This is a genomic window from Tenacibaculum caenipelagi, assembly GCF_004363005.1.
GTDB classification, from domain to species: domain Bacteria; phylum Bacteroidota; class Bacteroidia; order Flavobacteriales; family Flavobacteriaceae; genus Polaribacter; species Polaribacter caenipelagi.
Window position 1 is genome coordinate 418,672 of record NZ_SNYH01000004.1, and the last position, 18,976, is coordinate 437,647.

The following is an 18,976-nucleotide window of genomic DNA, read 5'->3' on the forward strand; positions in this document are numbered from 1 at the left end:
CCGTCTATAACGGTTAATAATAATAATATAGAATTCGCGGAGGGGCATCTGTGGATTCTCTAAAAACACAGTATGTCAACATTTTTAGATTTAGGTTTACAAGAACCTATCAATAGGGCTTTGACCGATTTAGGGTACGAAAAGCCAACAGTAATTCAAGAAAAAGCAATTCCACAAATCATTTCTTCTACTGAAGATTTAAAAGCATTTGCACAAACAGGTACAGGTAAAACTGCAGCTTTTAGTTTACCAATCATCGAACTTATCGATCAAACAAGCGTACAAACACAAGCTATCATCTTATCACCTACGCGTGAGTTAGCTGTGCAAATAGGTAATAACATTGAAGGTTTTTCAAAATATTTACCAAACTTAAAAGTTGCTACCGTATACGGAGGAGCTAATATTGAAGAACAAATTAGAAAGTTAAAAAAAGGAGCTCAAATAGTAGTAGGTACACCTGGTAGAACAGTTGACTTAATTAAAAGAAGAGCATTAAAACTTGGTAGTGTACAATGGTTAGTCCTTGATGAAGCTGATGAAATGCTAAACATGGGCTTTAAAGATGAATTAGACCAAGTTTTAGAAGCGACCCCTGATAGTAAACAAACCTTATTATTTTCTGCAACTTTTCCTAGAGAAGTAGAAGAAATTGCAAGGAATTACATGAAAAATCCTGTTGAAATTACTTCAGGACAAAAGAACCAAGGTTCTGATAATGTAAGTCATGAATATTATTTAGTAACAGAAAGAACACGTTACCCTGCTTTAAAAAGGGTTGCTGACTTAAATCCTGATATCTACGGAATTGTATTTTGTAGAACTCGTAGAGAAACACAAGAAGTAGCCAACAATTTAATTAGAGATGGTTATAACGCTGATGCTTTACATGGTGATTTATCACAAGCTCAACGTGATTCAGTAATGGAAAAATTCCGTAAAAAGAATATCCAAATATTAGTAGCAACTGATGTTGCCGCTCGTGGATTGGATGTTAATAACCTAACTCACGTTATTAACCATAAATTACCTGACCAGATAGAAAACTATAACCACCGTAGTGGTAGAACAGGTAGAGCTGGTAATAAAGGAATTTCAATAGCTTTAGTTACTAAAAAAGAACAAGGAAAATTACGTCCTATTGAACGAATTATAAAAAAACAATTTGTTCACACTCCTGTTCCTTCTGGTAAAGAAATATGTCAAAATCAATTGTTTCATTTAATTGACAAAGTACACAATACTGAAGTTAATACTGAGCAAATTGAAGGATTTTTACCTGGTATTTATGAAAAGTTAGAAGATTTAAGTCGTGAAGAATTAATTCAGAAGTTTGTTTCGTTAGAATTTAACACCTTCTTATCGTATTACGAAAATGCTCCTGACTTAAATAACTTATCTTCAAAAGAAAATTCAAGAGGGAGTTCTTCTAACGAAGATATGACGCGCTTCTTCATCAATTTAGGAAGAAAAGACCGTTTAAATCCTGCTAAATTAATAGGATTAATTAACGACCAAAATATTGGTGATAAAATTGAAATTGGAGCAATTGATATTTTAGATACCTTCTCTTTCTTTGAAATTGATAAAACTTTTGAAAAGGAAACTTTAGATGCTTTTGCTGCTAACGACCCTGATTTTAATGGTCGCTCAGTAAATATTGAAATTACAAAAACTAATCGTGGCGGTGGCGGAAAACCTCGTAGAAATGGCGGTAGTTTTAATGATAATAGAAAACGTAGAAGCGATAAACAACCTACTGACGGGAAAAAAGGTTTTGGTAGAAAACGTAGTAGCGAAACTTCTTCAAGAAGATCAGATAGCAAACCTGCTGCTGGATTTGGAAGAAAACGTAGAAGAGATTAAAAAATTAATCAGATAATAAAAAAGCAACTCAATTGAGTTGCTTTTTTATTTTTTGCTTTTTTCTACTAGCTACTATTGATTTCCTAAAATAATTGGCATTCCACTTTTACCTGAACCAATAATTACTACTTTACTATTGTTAGAATTAGCTAATCTATTAGTAGCTTCAATACCTTTATCTTGTAAGATTTTATCGGTTAAAGAGGCACTTAAAATTTTATTAGCATCAGCTTTACCCTTAGCCTCAATTATTTGCTTTTCTGCTTCTTTTTGAGCGGTTACTAACCTAAACTCATATTCTAAAGATTCTTGCTCTTGTTTTAATTTGCGTTCAATAGCTTCTTTAATCGTTGACGGTAAAGTAACATCTCTTACTAAGACTTCATTTAACTGAACGTATTGCGTTTCTAGAATCTTTTTTGTTTCTGCGAATATTTCATCTTGAATAGCATCTCTTTTACTCGAATATAATTGCTCTGGCGTATAACGTCCTACCACACTACGAGCTGCAGATCTAATAGCTGGTTGAATTACACGTTGTAAGTAATTTTCTCCTAATACTTGATGCAACTTCCCTAATTCATTATGAACTGGTTGATACCATGCAGATGCGTCTATTTGAATTTCTAAACCATTAGACGATAATACTTTCATTTTTTCAAAAAGTTCTTGTTGTCTTACCTCATATATATGAACTTTATTCCAAGGAGCTACTATATGAAACCCTTCTCCTAATGGTGGTTTATCTGTTACCACACCTCCATCAAAAGTTTTATATAATACTCCTGCCTCTCCTGAATTAATTGTTACGGTAGATTTTACAAAAAAGATTATTAAAACTATTGCTACTGGAATCAATAATCCGAACTTTGGAAACTTTAATTCTACTTGATTTCTATTCATTTTTTATGTTTTTTATACTCAAATGTACAACTAAATTGACGAACCGCAGTTTTCATATCCACATTCGTTAGCTGATATTTCTAACTCTAGAGTTATGTGCTCTAAGTGAAATTCGTCATGTAGTAGTTTTTTTACTTTTTGTTTAATGTACTTAGCTTCCTCCCAAGAAAAACTCTTTTCATTTAAAATTAAATGAGCCGTAAAAACATTATATTCTCCGTCCATTGTCCATAAATGACAATCATGAATATTTTCGATTTCTTCAAAAGCCACTAGCCTTTTTTTAAGCTCATCTATTGAAATATTTACAGGAGTACCTTGTAATATAATACGAAGACTCTCTTTTATATTCCTGTACACGTTATACAAAACAAATCCTGCAATTCCTATTGATAAAATTGGGTCTAATACAGGCACATCCCAAAATTGCATTACTACACTTGCAAATAAAACAACTACCCAACCTAAAACATCTTCTAACAAATGTAACGAAACAACTCGCTCATTTATTGAAGTTCCGTTTTTAAGCTTCAAAACAGCTGCTCCATTTACCACAATACCTAAAATAGCTAACCACATCATTCCCTTTGCATCAGCATTCTCTGGATTTATGATTCTTGGTATTGCTTCTTTGATTATAAAAACTGAACCTACAACTAATATTATTGAATTAATTATGGCTCCTAAAAGTGAAAAACGTTTATATCCATAGGAATATTTTTTATTGGCTTTTTGGTTTGATTTTTTTTGAAAAAACCAAGACAATCCTAAACTTAAACTATCTCCTAAATCGTGTAATGCATCAGACATAATAGCTAAGCTATTTGTGTAAAAGCCTCCAATAAATTCAATAATTGTAAACGCGAGATTCAGAAAAAATGCTATTGCAATATTTTCTGTTGAATTTCCATGTGAATGATGATGGTTATGCCCCATTTTTTTATAAGTTGACTTTAAATGTATAAAAAAGATGCAAAAAAGAGGAGCTTTTAGCTCCTCTTTATCTATAATTTCACCAAGATTCCCGCATTAAATACAAATCCATCAGTAGGTGCCCAAATATCTGTAAAGGATGGATTATTATGTGGTGCTTGTATCATACTTTGATAATTCTGTTGTTTGGTATCAGTAAAATTTTCAAAGTTGGTATAAATACTTATTTTACCAAAGGTTCTCATTACCATGAATCCCATTGTCCAAAAGTTTGGGGTTGTTGTTAAGTCATTTCTTAACTGAGAACTTTTATAATAAGCTTCATACCCTACTCTCCATTTATCGTGTACCTCATACATTAACACTCCACCAATACTATGCTTTGGTGTTAATGCTTTTTGATTTCCTTCAATTTTAACATTGTTATAGGCATAATTGGTAAACAAAATAAAATCTTTATATTTTAACTTTAAATTTGTTTCAGCTCCATAACTATTTAAAGGATTCGTAGAATTTATAAACTCATAATTTGCTCCATTTGCTTCCAATAACAGAGAGTTTTTTAACTGTGTATAAAAAATCAACTGATTAAACGACAAAGAAACATTATCGTTAAAAATTCGTGTTTTATAATTAACGTCAGCATTAAAGCCTATAGAAGTTTCAGCTTTAAAATTATTTAAATCAATCGGTTGTACATTTTGATATGAAATTAATTCAGCATCTTCTGTAAAAATAGTAGGTATTTTATATCCTAACCCTCCTCCTATTCTACTTGAAACGGCTTCATTATATTTAATAAATAATGAAACTCTTGGTAGTAGGAATGTTCCGTAATGATCATTATAATCAGTTCGTAAACCACTTTCTAATGTTAAGTTACTCGCTAATTTCCAATTGTTTTGAGCAAAACCTCCAAAAGTAAATTGGTTATAGCTTCTATTAATAGTCGTTGCTGGGTTTTCTATAAACTTTTCAGTAATGATATTTCCTCCAAAAACCCAATCAGAGGTATCCTTGTACAAATTATAAGTAGCTTCAGTAAAAGTTGCCCATTGTTTTCCATCAAAAGTATAATCTGGCAACGATAAATTACGCTTAAAATAACTTACACTATTTTTAAAATTAAAGCTTTTATCCTCCGAAATATTGTTGGTGTATGATAACTGCACTGCATAACGTTCTGTCTTATTCTTTTCATAAAAATTATGATCAGAAGTCATATTGTCTTCTATTACATCAATATCTCCTCCTATACGATCTTCAAGTGTGGTATTAAAATTTAAACGCCATTGCTCTCTTTCATTTGGATAGTAAAATAATGATGGATTGATACTAAAACTTCTAACTTGTGGAATATCAGAAAAATGATCATTATTTACATCTGCCGCTTCTTGTCTGTTAGCAGAACCATATAATGTTACACCTACTTTGTTATAACGTTCGCTATAAAAAGCATTGATAGTACTTCCGTTTCGTGATGTTTGATCAAACATTAAACTAACTTCTCTTTCATCCTTAGGTTGTTTTGTTACCAAATTTACCAATCCTGCAATGGCACCTCCTCCATATAAAGTTGAAGAACTTCCTTTAATTATTTCTACTTGCTGTAAATCTAAAGGGGGAATTTGCATAATACTCAATCCACTAGAGAAACCACCAAACAATGGAAATCCATCCTTTAATAATTGAGTAAATCGACCATCTAAACCTTGGATTCTAATACTTTGGTTAGCAGAATTAGCAGATGTTTGCTGCATTTGAATTCCTGTACTTTCGCGAAGTAACATAGCTATGTTAGCAGAATTCATTACTGCTTTTTCACCTAATTCTTCTGCTCCAATTACCTCAATTCTTGTTGGTATTTCTGCTATAGTTCTTTTACTACGAGCAGATTGAATTACAACAGCATCTAAAGTTTCTTCTGATTCGTGCAATTCTAAGGTAAACTGTTTTTTTGTCGTTGGAAATACAATTGTTTTCTCTATGGTTTCAAAACCTATAAAAGACACTACAAAAGTTTGTTTACCATTAGGTACACTATTTATTCTTGCCAATCCATTAAAGTCAGTTTCTGTTCCTAAGGTTGTATTTTTTAAATAAACTGACGCTCCTACTATGGGTTCTTTCTCGTCAGAAAGAATTTTAAATTCTACTAAGTTTTGTGCTTTTGCCTGAATAGCAAATAACATCATTGCTACTACTAGCACTATATTTTTTAACATGTGTTTGTCTTAAATTAATTATATGTGTATAAATTGACACCTTTTTAATAAAAAAGATGCAAAAAACTTTCATCAACACGAAAGTGAACTATTAATAATTAATTTAAACTCTAGGAGGCTGAAAAATAGCCGATAAGCAAGAATTATAGTATCCTGTTTTGTAACAAGTTATTTCTTGTTTTATTTCAACAAATAGCAAAAGATCATAATTGCATTCTTCAGGTATAAAGCTCGCATAAGTACTTATAACAGAACAATGATGGTGATGCTCTTCATTACGTTGTTGATCATTATCATTTTGATGATGAAGTTCTTCATGCAACTCATCAAAATCTGTATGATTTTCAATAGTATCATATACAACCACATCATTGTGTGCTTGTATTTGTGGTGTAAACAACAGAAGTACAAATAAAAAAATGATACTATTTTTCAATGCTAATACTTTAGTATGGCAAATGTAAAAAGTTTTAGTTAAAAACTAATTCTCCAATCGGTCTTTAACATATTCTATTTTAGTTTTTCCATGTGCATAGGGTTTTCCTTCTTCATCTAAACTCACCATGATAATTTTATCAATTGCTATAATAGTTTTTCTTGTTATCTTATTACGTACTTCGCAACTTAACGAAATTGATGTCTTTCCAAATTTTACTACTTCTATTCCAATTTCTATTATATCACCTTGTTTTGCAGAACTCACAAAATCTATTTCTGACATAAATTTAGTTACCGTTCTTGGAATTTCTAGCTGAATAATAGCATACAAAGCAACTTCTTCATCAATCCACTGTAATAATCTTCCTCCGAAAAGTGTTCCGTTAGGGTTTAAATCTTCTGGTTTTACCCATTTTCTAGTATGAAATCTCATATTATCTTCTTTTTGTACAAATTTCGACAACAATCTTCCTAAAACCAATTAAAGCTCATTGGTTTCTTAAATTTTGCCATAATATTTTCTGATAAACCACTCAATACCTAACAAAGCAACGACTAAAAATAAAATCCATTTCCAATCAATTAAATTTTGCTCTTTAGTAATTGATTTTTGGGTTGTATAATACGATTCATCATTTACCAAAGCATCTAATAACTCTTTTGACTTGTTAGAAAAAAACACTTCACCACTTGTTTTTAAAGCCAATGCTTGTAATTTTTTTTGATTTGCGTTCGTAAACTGTTCCTCTATCTGATAATCAGTAATTTTAAATTGCCCGTAGTTATGTATGTTTTGATTGGCCACAGAAACTTTGTAAGAATACTCTCCTGAGCTTAATCCTTCTACCGATACCTGATATGAATTGTTCATTAACGAAAACGGAAGACTTTTTTGTTCTTTAGTGTCTTTGTTAGTTAGTACTAATTCTAAACTCGCTCTGTTATCAAACTGATAGTTTTTATCTACATAAAAAGCCGTAATAGTAATCGGAGCGTTTGCAGGGTATAATCGTTCAGAAGTTACTTCTAATCTTTTTCGTTTTTTGTTAGACACTAAATACTGAACTATATTCCCTATAAATGTGTCAAAACTCTCAAAATTTTGTTCTTTTAAGTAACTTGCCGCTCTCCATTTCCAAATTCCTTCACCAAATAATACTGCATGTTTTTTTCCACTTTCTTCAAAAGTAGAGAGTAATGGTTGTGTTGTTTCTACCCCCGCATATTTTTGGTACAACAAACTCTGAGCTTCCTTATTTAACAGAACCTCTCCAAATTTATCTTGTAATGGAGGAAGTTCGTTAAAACCAACATCTTTTTGTAGAAACGTTAAAAAATTCGGGTTATAAATCGCGGTATATTCTTCTGTTTGATTAATAGCCCTCTTGTTGATTCCTATATTTTGTGCATTTATAAAATTCCAATCCGTTTTGGTTCCAGAAATCAATAGATAATTTGACGATATTTTTTCAAATATCTTCTTAAAATAGCTAGTAGGCTGGTACAATACATAAAATTGATATTCTTCTAGATCTATATTTTTATTGTGTACAAATGCAATATCAACTTTACGTTGCTTGTTACTTTCTATTGCTTTTTTAAGCGCTCCTAAATCTGGATGCAAAAAAGAACTTAACAACAATACTTTAGTTTGCTCATCTATAACTTCTACAGAAAAACTTTTGTAATTATTCTTAATATTCTTTTCATTATTAATTTTACTGATGGATGTCGTATAGTATTGTAATCCTTTTTTAGTTGACAACAAATTAGTAGTAATAGTCTGCACAGGATTTTCTGATGAAAATTCAACTTTTTTAGAAAATATTCTTCGTTCGTTTTGTTGAATGGTAAAAGTAGAACTTACTTTTTCTTTTCCTTCATAATACAACAAGACTTCTACAGGAAACTTGTTTTGTAAATAACTGTATTTATTAACATTTAACTGTGATATTTGTATGTCTTGGTATTGTGTAGTGTCTCCAACAATTATTGGGAATATTTTATTTTTTGAAGCTACAAACTCATAATCATTCCCTTGGGTTTGGTTACCATCTGTAACTAAGATTAAAGCTGAATTTTTATCTTTATTCAACTCGTTAACGGCATCAATAGCTTTTGAAATGTTAGTTTGAGTATCAGAAAAAGACAACGTGTCTAAAATACCTACTTCTTTTCCGAAGGAAAAATACTGTATCTCAAATTTTTCTTGAATAGCTATATCTTTTTGAATTTCAGATAGTACATTTCTAACATTTTGTTCTTCTTTAAAAAACTGAGTAGAAAGAGAATTATCAACCAAAACAGATAAAATAGGCTTTATGTTTTCTGTCTTTATAATTTTAAGTTTCGGGTTAATGAGTAATAGCCCAACCAAGAAAAAACTCAATGCTTTTAAGACAAAAAGCAAGATGTGCACCTTCGGAGTTCTTCTTACTTTATAGAAATATTGAAAAAAAGCAATAGCTACACTTACTAAAACGGCTAATACAATAAAAATAATAGTTGTTGACTTCACAAGGCGTATTTTATAATACGTGAAGATAAAAATATCTATTAAATAAAATAAGACTATCTCTTTTTTCATTTATGATTTAAGTCATAAGCTATTTAATTTAAAGCTTGTAAATTTGACGTAAACAACTCATATTATGGAAGCTACAAAAGACATGACCCATGAAAAACTATATCAAAAAACTACTGGTTTTGGAATTATTACCTATATCAATAAAAAAATTAACGAAGGAGAAAAAAATCGTATAGGTATCTCTATCATTTTAATTACTGTAGGCTCTATGATTGCTTCTATCACAGCTGCCTTAGCTGTGGATGGAAAAGTAAATTTATTTGCTTTAATTTTTGCTTGTGTAACAGCCATGGGAGCCAATGCCGTAGCAATAAGTCAACGATCATTTAAAACAATTGCTTGGGCATTTATTATTAATATTTTAGGAAATATTATATTGATTTTTTATCTGCTTATGTAGTAGTTTTTGGTTTTGCTTCAAACATTTTGAAAAAGAGCATAGATGCAATATTTCTTGCCCTTTCTTTAGCTTCATGAGCTTTTGTTCCATCAAAAAGTTCATCTACCGTTTCAAACCAAAGCTGTAACCAGCGACCGAAGTGCTTTTGATAAATAGAGTGCTCAAAATCCTTGTCTACATCTTTATGTGCTTTCATAGGGTTTCCTTTAAATTTTCGCACAAAAAACAAGTTGGTTTCCCAAAAATCGGTGAGTTTTTGCAAATGGCTTTCCCAGGTTTCTTCAGGAATAGTCTTCAAAAATATAGGACCTATAAAATCATCCTTTCTAATTTTATCATTATAAAAGGTTGATACTAATTTATACACATCTTCTCTATTTTCAATATCTCTTTTATCCATTTACAAATCGTTATTATAATATATCACAAAAGTATATCTTTATGCAATTGCAATTTATGACTTAAATCATAATGATACCTGAAGAACTTCTTTTAAAATACAATGCTACTAGTAAAAAGTTTAAGAAAGAACAACTTATTTTTTCTGAAAAACAAACAGCGCACTACTACTACCAAATAATAAGCGGAGTGGTTAAAATGAATAATTTTAATGATGATGGCAGAGAGTTTATTCAAGGAATATTTTATAAAAATCAAAGTTTTGGAGAACCTCCTTTGTTTATTGATGTTACCTATCCTGCCAATGCGGTGGCTATTTCTGATAGTACGATTCTAGTTTTAGCTAAAAGTGATTTGTTTAAATTATTACAAGATAATCCTGAAATTCATTTAAAAATCACTCAAAGTTTAGCCAAACGTTTGTACTACAAAGCCATTATAGCTTCAGAAATTTCAAGTCAAGAACCCGCCCATAGAGTACTTCGATTTATTGATTATTTAAAAGACGATGTATATAAAGTTGAAGGAAAGTACTCGTTTAAAGTAGCCTATACACGTCAGCAAATAGCCGACATTTTAGGTTTGCGAGTAGAAACCGTAATTCGGGTCATAAAATCCTTAGAAAAAAAGGGAGACCTAAAAATTAGCAAACGAAAGGTATACCGTTAAAGATTGTCTAAAGAGACCATTCAATAAAGAGTGTTATAAAGATAATATTAATAGGTTTATGGAATTCCGTAAAAATTTGTACCTCCCTTGTAGTAAGTTTGTTGGAATTGCATAATTAATTAACAAATAACGATAACTCGTTAATAACTTTATTTTAGTTAACCTATTGGTTTTGACATATTTGATAGCGTATAAAAATTGCTAAACTTTACGATATCCCATGCTTTTGTTGGGATAAGAGAATTAAAGTTAGACATATAACGAGTTGTGCTTAATACCGAAATAAATGGCTGAAATGAAATTTTTAAGTGTAGGTTGTGGTGATACCACAGTGATTATCACTACGAATGATACAATAATGATAGATTGTTATAAAATTGATGAATACACAAGGTATCTTCCATCAAATAAGGTGATAAAGGCTTTGTTTATAACACATCAACATTATGACCATTTTGATGGAATGGAGTATTTAAAGGATAATGGATATTCTATTGATTATTTGATTTATTCACCATACTCACGAAGGTATAATGACAATAGTGTCGAATATGATGAATGGCAAAAATTTCAAAATTTAGCTTCACACTTTGAAAAAAAAGGAAGTAATGTATATAAACCTTTTAGACAAGATTCTTTTGACAAACCTTGGTGGACTGTCTCTGGACTTCAAATATGGATGCTCGGTCCTAATAAAGAAATTGCAAATTCAGCAACAAGGGAGTTGCACGATGCGAGTTTAGTTTTTCTTGTAAAAAACAAAAGTACTGGAAACAAATGTTGTTTTACAGGAGACGCATCAGATAAGAATCTTAATTGGATTGCGAATAATACCAAGAATTATTGCGATGATACACTTCATGCAAGTCATCACGCAAGTATTAACGGAGCCGACTTAGAATTTATTAAAAAAGCCAACATAAAGGACACTATAATCTCTACGAAATCAGGAATATATGAAAACGTCCCTCATCCTACAGCTCTTAAACGATATAAAGATAATTCGTCTAATAAAGTTTATAGAACTGATGTTGACGGTACTTTAACTTGGAAATTTTAAACCAATGAAACTAGATAATAGCATCATAATAGAAATTTACAAGGAACTTGGAGTTTATGAAAGACATTTCAATCAAATACAAAATGTTTTCAAAGGTTTAGCTTCTACATGGTTTCTTGCTGGCTTTACAGGTATTGGTTATATTTTTTCTACAGAATTTGACTCTCTGCCATTTAATCCAAACTTTGCTTCTAGCCTTATTTGTCTGGTTATTTCAACTGGAATTTTACTGTTTTGGATGATGGATGTTCTTGTTTACCATAAATTATTAAGAGCAACTCTCGATACAGGAGAATTTTTTGAGTCTAAAAATAAAATCAAGCACTTTATATTACTTAGAGAAAATTTTAAAAACTATACTAAAACACTAAATGTTAGAACAGCTATGTCGTTGTTTTATATTGTCCCTTGTGTTATTTTAGTTATAGGCTCGTTATATTTTCTTTTGAAAGTTTGGTCAAGTAATACTTGGTATAACAACACAATTATTTTGGTTTGGTTGATTTCAATAATATTGAGTTCTATCTTAATAATAGTATTTCAAAAAAGAAAAAGTACTAAGCACAACAACGTGTAAAGCGCAATAACGTCTGAATTAGGTGCGTCAGTGGAAAGTACTCGTGCACTTTCCCGTTACTGACGCTTACACAAAAGCGCTAACTACAATTCGTTTACATAATTCTCTACACGCTTTATTGTTTACATATCTGTGAGGAAAGACCTACGAAGGTCGCTAATGTTACGGCATACTTCTTTGTCCCTAAATAAGATTCCTTTTTTTAAGTACTAAAATTCCTCAGGTTTATCTCTAAAAAAAGGGAAGTATTTTCTATTTTTGTGCCTTTCAACACAACAACAAAACATGAACTTAACAGAATTAAACGCCATCTCTCCTATTGATGGTAGATACCGTAACAAAGTTGCTAGTTTAGCCAACTATTTTTCAGAAGAAGCTTTAATTAAATATCGCGTAAAAGTAGAAATTGAATATTTCATCGCTTTATGTGAAATTCCACTACCTCAGTTAGCCGATTTCAACAAAGATTTATACGCTGATTTACGTAAAATCTACGAGGATTTTTCTGCTGAAGATGCTTTAAAAATTAAAGAAATTGAAAGCGTTACCAATCACGATGTAAAAGCTGTTGAGTACTTTATCAAAGAAAAATTTGACGCATTAAACTTACAGAAATATAAGGAGTTTATCCATTTCGGATTAACGTCTCAAGATATTAACAACACTGCTATTCCATTATCTATTAAAGATGCTATGGAAGAAGTATACTACCCTACTTTAGATACCTTAGTTTGTAAATTAGCTGATTTATCAGAAGAATGGGAAAACGTACCAATGTTAGCAAGAACTCATGGGCAACCAGCCTCTCCTACCCGTTTAGGAAAAGAGTTTTTTGTATTTGTTGAGCGTATTAACAATCAAGTTATTCACATACAACATACACCACACGCAGCTAAATTTGGTGGTGCTACAGGTAATTACAATGCACACAAAGTAGCGTATCCAGATATCGATTGGAAAAACTTTGGTACTCATTTCGTAGAGGAGGTTTTAGGCTTGCACCACTCATTCCCTACTACACAAATAGAGCACTATGACCACATGGCAGCTTTATGTGACGGATTAAAACGTGTAAACAATATTTTAATCGATTTAGATCGTGATGTTTGGACCTATGTTTCTAACGACTATTTCAAACAAAAGATTAAAAAAGGGGAAGTTGGTTCATCTGCAATGCCTCATAAAGTAAATCCGATTGATTTTGAAAACTCTGAAGGAAATTTAGGAATTGCAAACGCTATTTTTGAGCATTTGGCGGCTAAATTACCTGTTTCAAGATTACAACGCGATTTAACTGATAGTACTGTATTACGTAATGTTGGTGTTCCTTTCGGACACACGTTAATCGGTTTTGCTTCTACCTTAAAAGGATTGAACAAATTGTTATTAAATGAAGATAAATTTGCTGAAGATTTAGAAAATAACTGGGCGGTAGTTGCTGAAGCTATTCAAACAATTTTACGTCGTGAAGCATATCCTAATCCGTATGAAGCCTTAAAAGGATTAACACGTACAAACGAAAAAATCAACAAAGATTCTATCGCTAACTTTATTGATACTTTAGAAGTTTCAGAAGCGATTAAAAACGAATTAAAACAAATTACACCATCTAATTACACAGGTATATAATCCATGAACATTATAATTTTTGGGCCTCCATTAGCTGGTAAGGGAACCCAATCTAAAAAAATAATAAATGATTTTAACTTAACACATCTTTCTACCGGAGATGTGTTAAGAAATGAAAAAGCCAAACAGAGTGACCTTGGATTAAAAGCTGAAGAATATAGTAGTAAAGGTTTACTTGTTCCTGACAATCTAGTTATGGAAATAGTAGAAAGCTTTTATTTCAATCAAAAAGAAAAAAATAATTTTCTTTTTGATGGCTACCCTAGAAATATTGAACAAGCTGAACATTTAATCAATTTTTTAGAGAAGGATAAAAATGTTATAGATTTAGTTATCTATTTAAAAGTCCCTAAAGATGTTTTGTTGGAAAGAGCTAAAATAAGAGCTATTGAAGAAGACAGAAAAGATGATACAAATCAAAACACAGTTTTAACTAGAATTGATGAATTTGTTAACCTTACAGCGCATGCTATCGATTTCATAAAAAAACAGGGAATAACAACTATTGAAATTAACGGGAATCAATCTGTAGAAGAAATTTATAAAATAATTTATCAAAAACTAAATAATCTAGAAAGTGAAAAAAGCTAACTTTTTATTCCTATTTAAAGTATTTCTGTTTTCTTGCATGTTAATAATAACATCATGTACTCCAGAGAAAAAAGGAGATCCTACACGTTTCGTACATGGAACATTTGAAATTCCTGCTGGAGATAACTACGGAAAAACAACTATTGTAAGAAAAGATAGCTTACAAATAGAAGAATATACTAAAAAAGTAAGTGTTTCAACCGATAGCTTAGTTACCGAAAAAGAAGAAAAACACATTGATACACTCTATATCAAATGGAAAAATAATTTTGCATATACACTGCGAATGAAAAATCCAAAAACCGATTTAGATAAGGATCCTATATTTGTTCAAATCACCAAAGTAACCGATAGCTCTTATAATTTCACTGCAAAAATTGGCTATTCTAATTTTAAACAAAAAGGAACTGTATATAAAGTAAAATAACTATGGAAATATTTTTACAAGCTGACACTTGGATTGCATTACTTACCCTAACTTTTTTAGAAGTAGTATTGGGTATAGATAACATTATTTTTATTTCAATTACATCTAATAAACTACCAAAGAACCAACAAAAAAAGGCAACACAAATTGGTCTTCTTTTAGCTATGGTTTTTAGAATTCTTCTTTTATTAGGGGTTTCTTATTTGATAGGGATGAAAGATCCTTTATGGCATATAGATTTATCTTGGTTAAAAGTTGGTCTTACGGGGCAAAGCTTAATTTTATTTGCTGGAGGTATTTTCTTACTCTACAAAAGTACTAGTGAAATTCACCATAAAGTTGAAGGAAGAGGAGAAGAAAACTCTTCTAGTACACCTAAAAAAAGTAGTACTTTGTTAAAAGTAATTACTCAAATTGTATTAATTGACATTGTTTTCTCTTTTGACTCGGTTTTAACAGCTGTTGGTATGACTAATGGTATAGATGGAGCATTAATTATAATGATTATTGCTGTTATTGTTTCGATATTAATTATGTTAATTTTTGCTACACCGGTGAGTAGTTTTGTAAATAAGCATCCAACAATTCAAATGTTAGCTTTATCCTTTTTAATCTTAATCGGATTTATGTTAATTACTGAAGGAGCACATTTATCACATACTGTAGTTTTTGGACAATCAGTTGGGGCTATACCTAAAGGATATTTGTACTTTGCTATTGCTTTTTCTTTAGGAGTTGAAATGTTAAACATGAAAATACGAGGTAACTCAAAGAAACATTAAAAAAAGATTAAGACTATAAAATTTAAAAACCGATAGTTAATTGCTATCGGTCTTTTATTTTTTATATTTTTGCTACTAGTGATTCGATTCAAAAAACATATTGCAATACTAAGTTTACTTATGCTACTGTTACCTACAGTAGTCTTGACAATACATCTTTTTGAGAATCATGAGCATACTGTTTGCTCTTCTACTAATGAACATCATTTTCACGAACAAGACCTTGACTGTTCATTAGCTCATTATCATTTTAATACATTTACTTATCAAACTGCAGAGAACTTTTCTGTAGTTCCGAAACACTTTTACAAATCAGATTATGCTACTCAACCACAGTTAATCTCATTTGTATATGCTGAAAAAAAATCATCTAGAGCTCCTCCCTTTTTTACTGTATAACAAAATTGTTATAAAAGAATAACAAAATAAATTTAGTTAAACAGTAAAATTCATTTAATGAAAAAACTCATAAATTTCCTATTATTTTTAGGAGTAACTGCTGTAGCTGCACAAAACAGCTTGTCAGGAAAAATTACAGACACAAATAATCAACCACTTATAGGAGTAGAAATTTACTCTGAACAATTACACAAAGGAACCATTTCTAATAATGATGGAACCTACACTTTGCAAAACATTCCTAATGGAGAAGTTACTATAACTTTTACCTTTTTAGGTTTTAAAAATGTAAGTAAAAGATTTACTTTTAATCAAAATAGCATCACTTTTAATTTAGAATTAGAAGAATCAGTTTTTAAAATAGATGAAGTTATCATTTCAACTCCTTTCAATAAATTACAGTCTGAAAATGTAATGAAAGTAGAGCGTTTATCTGCAAAGGCAATTCAAAAAACAGGAGCTACTACCCTATCTGAAGGAATTACAAATATAGCAGGAGTTTCACAAATATCTACTGGAGCTTCTATCGGTAAACCCGTTATTAGAGGTTTAAGCGGAAATAGAGTTTTAGTATATACCCAAGGAATCCGTTTGGAGAATCAACAATTTGGAGGAGAGCACGGTTTAGGAATTAACGATGCCGGTATTCAAGGTATTGAAGTTATTAAAGGTCCTGCTTCTCTTTTATATGGATCGGATGCATTAGGTGGTGTTTTATACATTCAACCAGAAAAATTTGCCCCAGAAAATACTACAAAAGTTAATGTTAATCAGCGTTACTTTAGCAATACCTTGGGAACTAATGCTTCTGTAGGTTTAAAATCCTCTTTAAAAAATTGGCAGTTTTTGGCAAGAGGAACCTATGCACAACATGCAGATTATAAAACACCTAGTTATAGAGTAACCAATACTCGTTTTAAAGAAAAAGATTTAAAATTGGGTGTAGGTTTTCATGAAAAAAACTTTTCTTCTGAGCTTCGTTACAACTTTAACAATTCAAAATTAGGATTAACTGAAGGAATAGGAGAACAAACAAAAGAAACTCATTTTGAGACACCTTATCAAGATATTAACAACCATATCATCAGCTTGCACAATCATGTTTTCTTTAAAAACTCAAAGTTAGATATCGATTTAGGATATACTATTAATAACCGTAAAGAATTTGAAGAACATCACGATCATGAAGCTGGTGAAACTGAAGAAGAACATGAAGAGCATGAAGAAGGTGAGGCTGCTTTAAATATGAAGCTAAAAACCTTTAGTTATAATACAAAATATCATCTACCAAAATTTGGAAAGTTTGAAGTATTATTGGGTGCACAAGGATTACATCAAACCAATACTAACTTTGGTGAAGAGTTATTAATTCCTAATGCTACCGTTAACGATTTTGGTGTATTTACTACAGCTAACTATGATTTGAATGATTATACTTCTTTACAGGCTGGTATTCGTTATGATAATAGAGCTATTACTACAGAAAGACATGAAATAGTACACGAAGATGAAATACATGTTTTTGAAGCTATAGATAAGTCCTTTAACAGTTTTACAGCTTCTTTTGGCTTCAAAACAAAGCTATTTAAAATATTAACCACTCGTGTTAATATTGCTAATGGCTTTAGAGCTCCAAACCTTGCTGAATTAACTTCCAACGGAGTTCATCATGGTACCAATCGTTTTGAAATGGGAAATAACAACCTTGTAAATGAGAAAAATTTACAATTTGACCTTTCAATAGATTATAATTCAGAACATTTTGAATTATTCGCTAACGGATTTTATAACAAATTAAGTAATTATATCTATCTATCACCTACTGGTGAAATTGAAGATGAAGCTCCTGTATATACCTATTTACAGGAAGATGCTAAATTATATGGAGGAGAGTTTGGATTTCATTTACATCCTCACCCTTTAGATTGGTTGCATTTACAAAGTAGTTTTGAAACGGTTATAGGAAAACAGAGTAACGGTAATTATTTACCTTTAATTCCTGCTAATGCTTTAAAAAACACATTGAGAACTGAGTTTTCTAACAATAAATGGTTACACCAGGGATATGCTTCTGTAAGTTTACATTCTTTCTTTAAACAAGATAATGTTAGTGAATTTGAAACCTCTACACCTGCTTACAACCTTGTAAATTTAGGTGTAGGTGGAGATATTCAAATTAGTAAATACACTTTTACTACATCATTAGCTATCAATAATTTGTTTGATAAAAAATATATCAATCATTTATCTCGCTTAAAAAGTGATAATATTATGAATGCTGGTAGAAATATTGTTATTGGTATAGAATTTACACTGTAATAACAAACCGGAGGCCATCTTAAAAGTTCAACCTATTTGTCATTTTTTCACAAAATGACGCTTTTAAGACAGCCTCCTTTCATATAAACAAACTTTAATTTAATAAAGTTTACTCTTTTCCTTTTTTTAGCAATTCTGGAAACTTATGTTTAAACCTATTAATTCTAGGAATTGATATCTTTTGAACATAAGGATTTTCTGGATGTAAACGTTCATAGTTTTGATGGTATTCTTCAGCAGGGTAAAACTTTTTTATTTTTTTAACCTCCGTTACAATCTTCCCATGATACACTTCTTTATTTAATTTTTTTATGGTGTTTTCTATAATTTGCTTTTCTAGTAACGTATTATAAAATGCTATGGAGCGATATTGAGTACCATAATCAGGGTATTGTCCATTTTTAGTCGTTGGATTGTGTGATCCGAAAAACACATCAACTAGTGTTTGAAAACTAACCCTTTTGGGATTATAATACACCGCTATTGTTTCAGCATGTCCTGTACGTCCAGTTCCAACTGATTCGTAAGTAGGATTTTTAGTATGCCCACCAGCATATCCCGATATAACATCTTCTACTCCTACAATACTCTCATAAATTCCTTCAATACACCAAAAACATCCACTAGCAAAATAAGCTACTTTGGTTTCCTTTAAAGATATATCTGTTGATGAATTATTACTACTTTCTTCCTTTGAATTAAATCCATATAGGCTAGCAATTACAAAACTAACTGCAACCAAAGTTACTTTTTTAAATATCGTCATACATTA

General features: G+C 30.8%; 19 protein-coding genes. 11 read left to right on the top strand and 8 right to left on the bottom strand.

Annotated elements, in window-relative coordinates; genetic code table 11:
* Window positions 1-72: 72 nt before the first annotated feature.
* Entirely contained in the window at window positions 73-1,866 is a 1,794-nt protein-coding gene (locus DFQ07_RS10805) for a DEAD/DEAH box helicase (protein WP_133536699.1), read from the top strand.
* A gap of 72 nt (window positions 1,867-1,938) precedes the next feature.
* Here the strand turns inward: DFQ07_RS10805 and DFQ07_RS10810 are convergent, their stop codons facing one another.
* The 6 genes from DFQ07_RS10810 to DFQ07_RS10835 all read right to left on the bottom strand — a co-directional run bounded on the left by DFQ07_RS10810 (window position 1,939) and on the right by DFQ07_RS10835 (window position 8,883).
* Window positions 1,939-2,769 (bottom strand): prohibitin family protein, encoded by an 831-nt coding sequence (locus DFQ07_RS10810; protein WP_133536701.1) that lies wholly within the window; start codon window positions 2,767-2,769, stop codon window positions 1,939-1,941.
* 30 nt (window positions 2,770-2,799) lie between these two features.
* On the bottom strand, window positions 2,800-3,705 hold the full coding sequence (locus tag DFQ07_RS10815; RefSeq protein ID WP_133536703.1) for a cation diffusion facilitator family transporter: 906 nt from the start codon (window positions 3,703-3,705) through the stop codon (window positions 2,800-2,802).
* A gap of 68 nt (window positions 3,706-3,773) precedes the next feature.
* Complete coding sequence (locus DFQ07_RS10820; RefSeq protein ID WP_243743963.1) at window positions 3,774-5,927, bottom strand: TonB-dependent receptor; 2,154 nt, start codon at window positions 5,925-5,927, stop codon at window positions 3,774-3,776.
* 103 nt (window positions 5,928-6,030) lie between these two features.
* Window positions 6,031-6,363, bottom strand: coding sequence for a hypothetical protein (locus DFQ07_RS10825; protein WP_133536705.1), 333 nt, complete (start codon window positions 6,361-6,363; stop codon window positions 6,031-6,033).
* A gap of 45 nt (window positions 6,364-6,408) precedes the next feature.
* Window positions 6,409-6,798, bottom strand: coding sequence for an acyl-CoA thioesterase (locus tag DFQ07_RS10830; RefSeq protein ID WP_133536707.1), 390 nt, complete (start codon window positions 6,796-6,798; stop codon window positions 6,409-6,411).
* 66 nt (window positions 6,799-6,864) lie between these two features.
* Entirely contained in the window at window positions 6,865-8,883 is a 2,019-nt protein-coding gene (locus tag DFQ07_RS10835) for a VWA domain-containing protein (RefSeq protein WP_243743964.1), read from the bottom strand.
* Window positions 8,884-9,016: 133 nt separating this feature from the next.
* On the opposite strand from DFQ07_RS10835, the gene DFQ07_RS10840 reads away from it, so the two are divergent.
* Complete coding sequence (locus tag DFQ07_RS10840) at window positions 9,017-9,352, top strand: hypothetical protein (RefSeq protein ID WP_133536709.1); 336 nt, start codon at window positions 9,017-9,019, stop codon at window positions 9,350-9,352.
* Here the strand turns inward: DFQ07_RS10840 and DFQ07_RS10845 are convergent.
* On the bottom strand, window positions 9,345-9,752 hold the full coding sequence (locus DFQ07_RS10845) for a group III truncated hemoglobin (RefSeq protein ID WP_133536711.1): 408 nt from the start codon (window positions 9,750-9,752) through the stop codon (window positions 9,345-9,347). The two genes, DFQ07_RS10840 and DFQ07_RS10845, sit on opposite strands and share 8 nt — an antisense overlap.
* A gap of 71 nt (window positions 9,753-9,823) precedes the next feature.
* Here DFQ07_RS10845 and DFQ07_RS10850 point away from each other — a divergent pair, with 71 nt between their 5' ends.
* The 9 genes from DFQ07_RS10850 (at window position 9,824) to DFQ07_RS10890 (ending at window position 18,204) form a co-directional block, all read left to right on the top strand.
* Complete coding sequence (locus DFQ07_RS10850) at window positions 9,824-10,420, top strand: Crp/Fnr family transcriptional regulator (RefSeq protein WP_133536713.1); 597 nt, start codon at window positions 9,824-9,826, stop codon at window positions 10,418-10,420.
* 286 nt (window positions 10,421-10,706) lie between these two features.
* Entirely contained in the window at window positions 10,707-11,480 is a 774-nt protein-coding gene (locus tag DFQ07_RS10855; RefSeq protein WP_133536715.1) for a ComEC/Rec2 family competence protein, read from the top strand.
* A gap of 4 nt (window positions 11,481-11,484) precedes the next feature.
* Window positions 11,485-12,057, top strand: a complete 573-nt coding sequence (locus tag DFQ07_RS10860; RefSeq protein WP_133536717.1) for a hypothetical protein — start codon at window positions 11,485-11,487, stop codon at window positions 12,055-12,057.
* Window positions 12,058-12,342: 285 nt separating this feature from the next.
* Window positions 12,343-13,686, top strand: coding sequence for an adenylosuccinate lyase (gene purB, locus DFQ07_RS10865; RefSeq protein WP_133536720.1), 1,344 nt, complete (start codon window positions 12,343-12,345; stop codon window positions 13,684-13,686).
* Between the two features lie 3 nt (window positions 13,687-13,689).
* Window positions 13,690-14,277, top strand: coding sequence for an adenylate kinase family protein (locus DFQ07_RS10870; protein WP_133536722.1), 588 nt, complete (start codon window positions 13,690-13,692; stop codon window positions 14,275-14,277).
* A 37-nt stretch (window positions 14,278-14,314) separates the two neighbouring features.
* On the top strand, window positions 14,315-14,704 hold the full coding sequence (locus tag DFQ07_RS10875; RefSeq protein WP_133536798.1) for a hypothetical protein: 390 nt from the start codon (window positions 14,315-14,317) through the stop codon (window positions 14,702-14,704).
* Window positions 14,705-14,706: 2 nt separating this feature from the next.
* A complete protein-coding gene (locus DFQ07_RS10880; RefSeq protein ID WP_133536724.1) occupies window positions 14,707-15,486 on the top strand; it encodes a TerC family protein in 780 nt (259 codons plus the stop codon).
* 144 nt (window positions 15,487-15,630) lie between these two features.
* Window positions 15,631-15,885 carry a hypothetical protein gene (locus DFQ07_RS10885; RefSeq protein WP_133536726.1) on the top strand — a complete coding sequence of 85 codons (255 nt, stop codon included), beginning with the start codon at window positions 15,631-15,633 and terminating at the stop codon, window positions 15,883-15,885.
* 57 nt (window positions 15,886-15,942) lie between these two features.
* A complete protein-coding gene (locus tag DFQ07_RS10890; RefSeq protein ID WP_133536728.1) occupies window positions 15,943-18,204 on the top strand; it encodes a TonB-dependent receptor in 2,262 nt (753 codons plus the stop codon).
* Window positions 18,205-18,313: 109 nt separating this feature from the next.
* Here the strand turns inward: DFQ07_RS10890 and msrA are convergent, their stop codons facing one another.
* The gene (msrA, locus tag DFQ07_RS10895; RefSeq protein WP_133536731.1) at window positions 18,314-18,970 is read right to left on the bottom strand and encodes a peptide-methionine (S)-S-oxide reductase MsrA; all 657 of its coding nucleotides are present in this window, start codon (window positions 18,968-18,970) and stop codon (window positions 18,314-18,316) included.
* Window positions 18,971-18,976 lie beyond the last annotated feature (6 nt).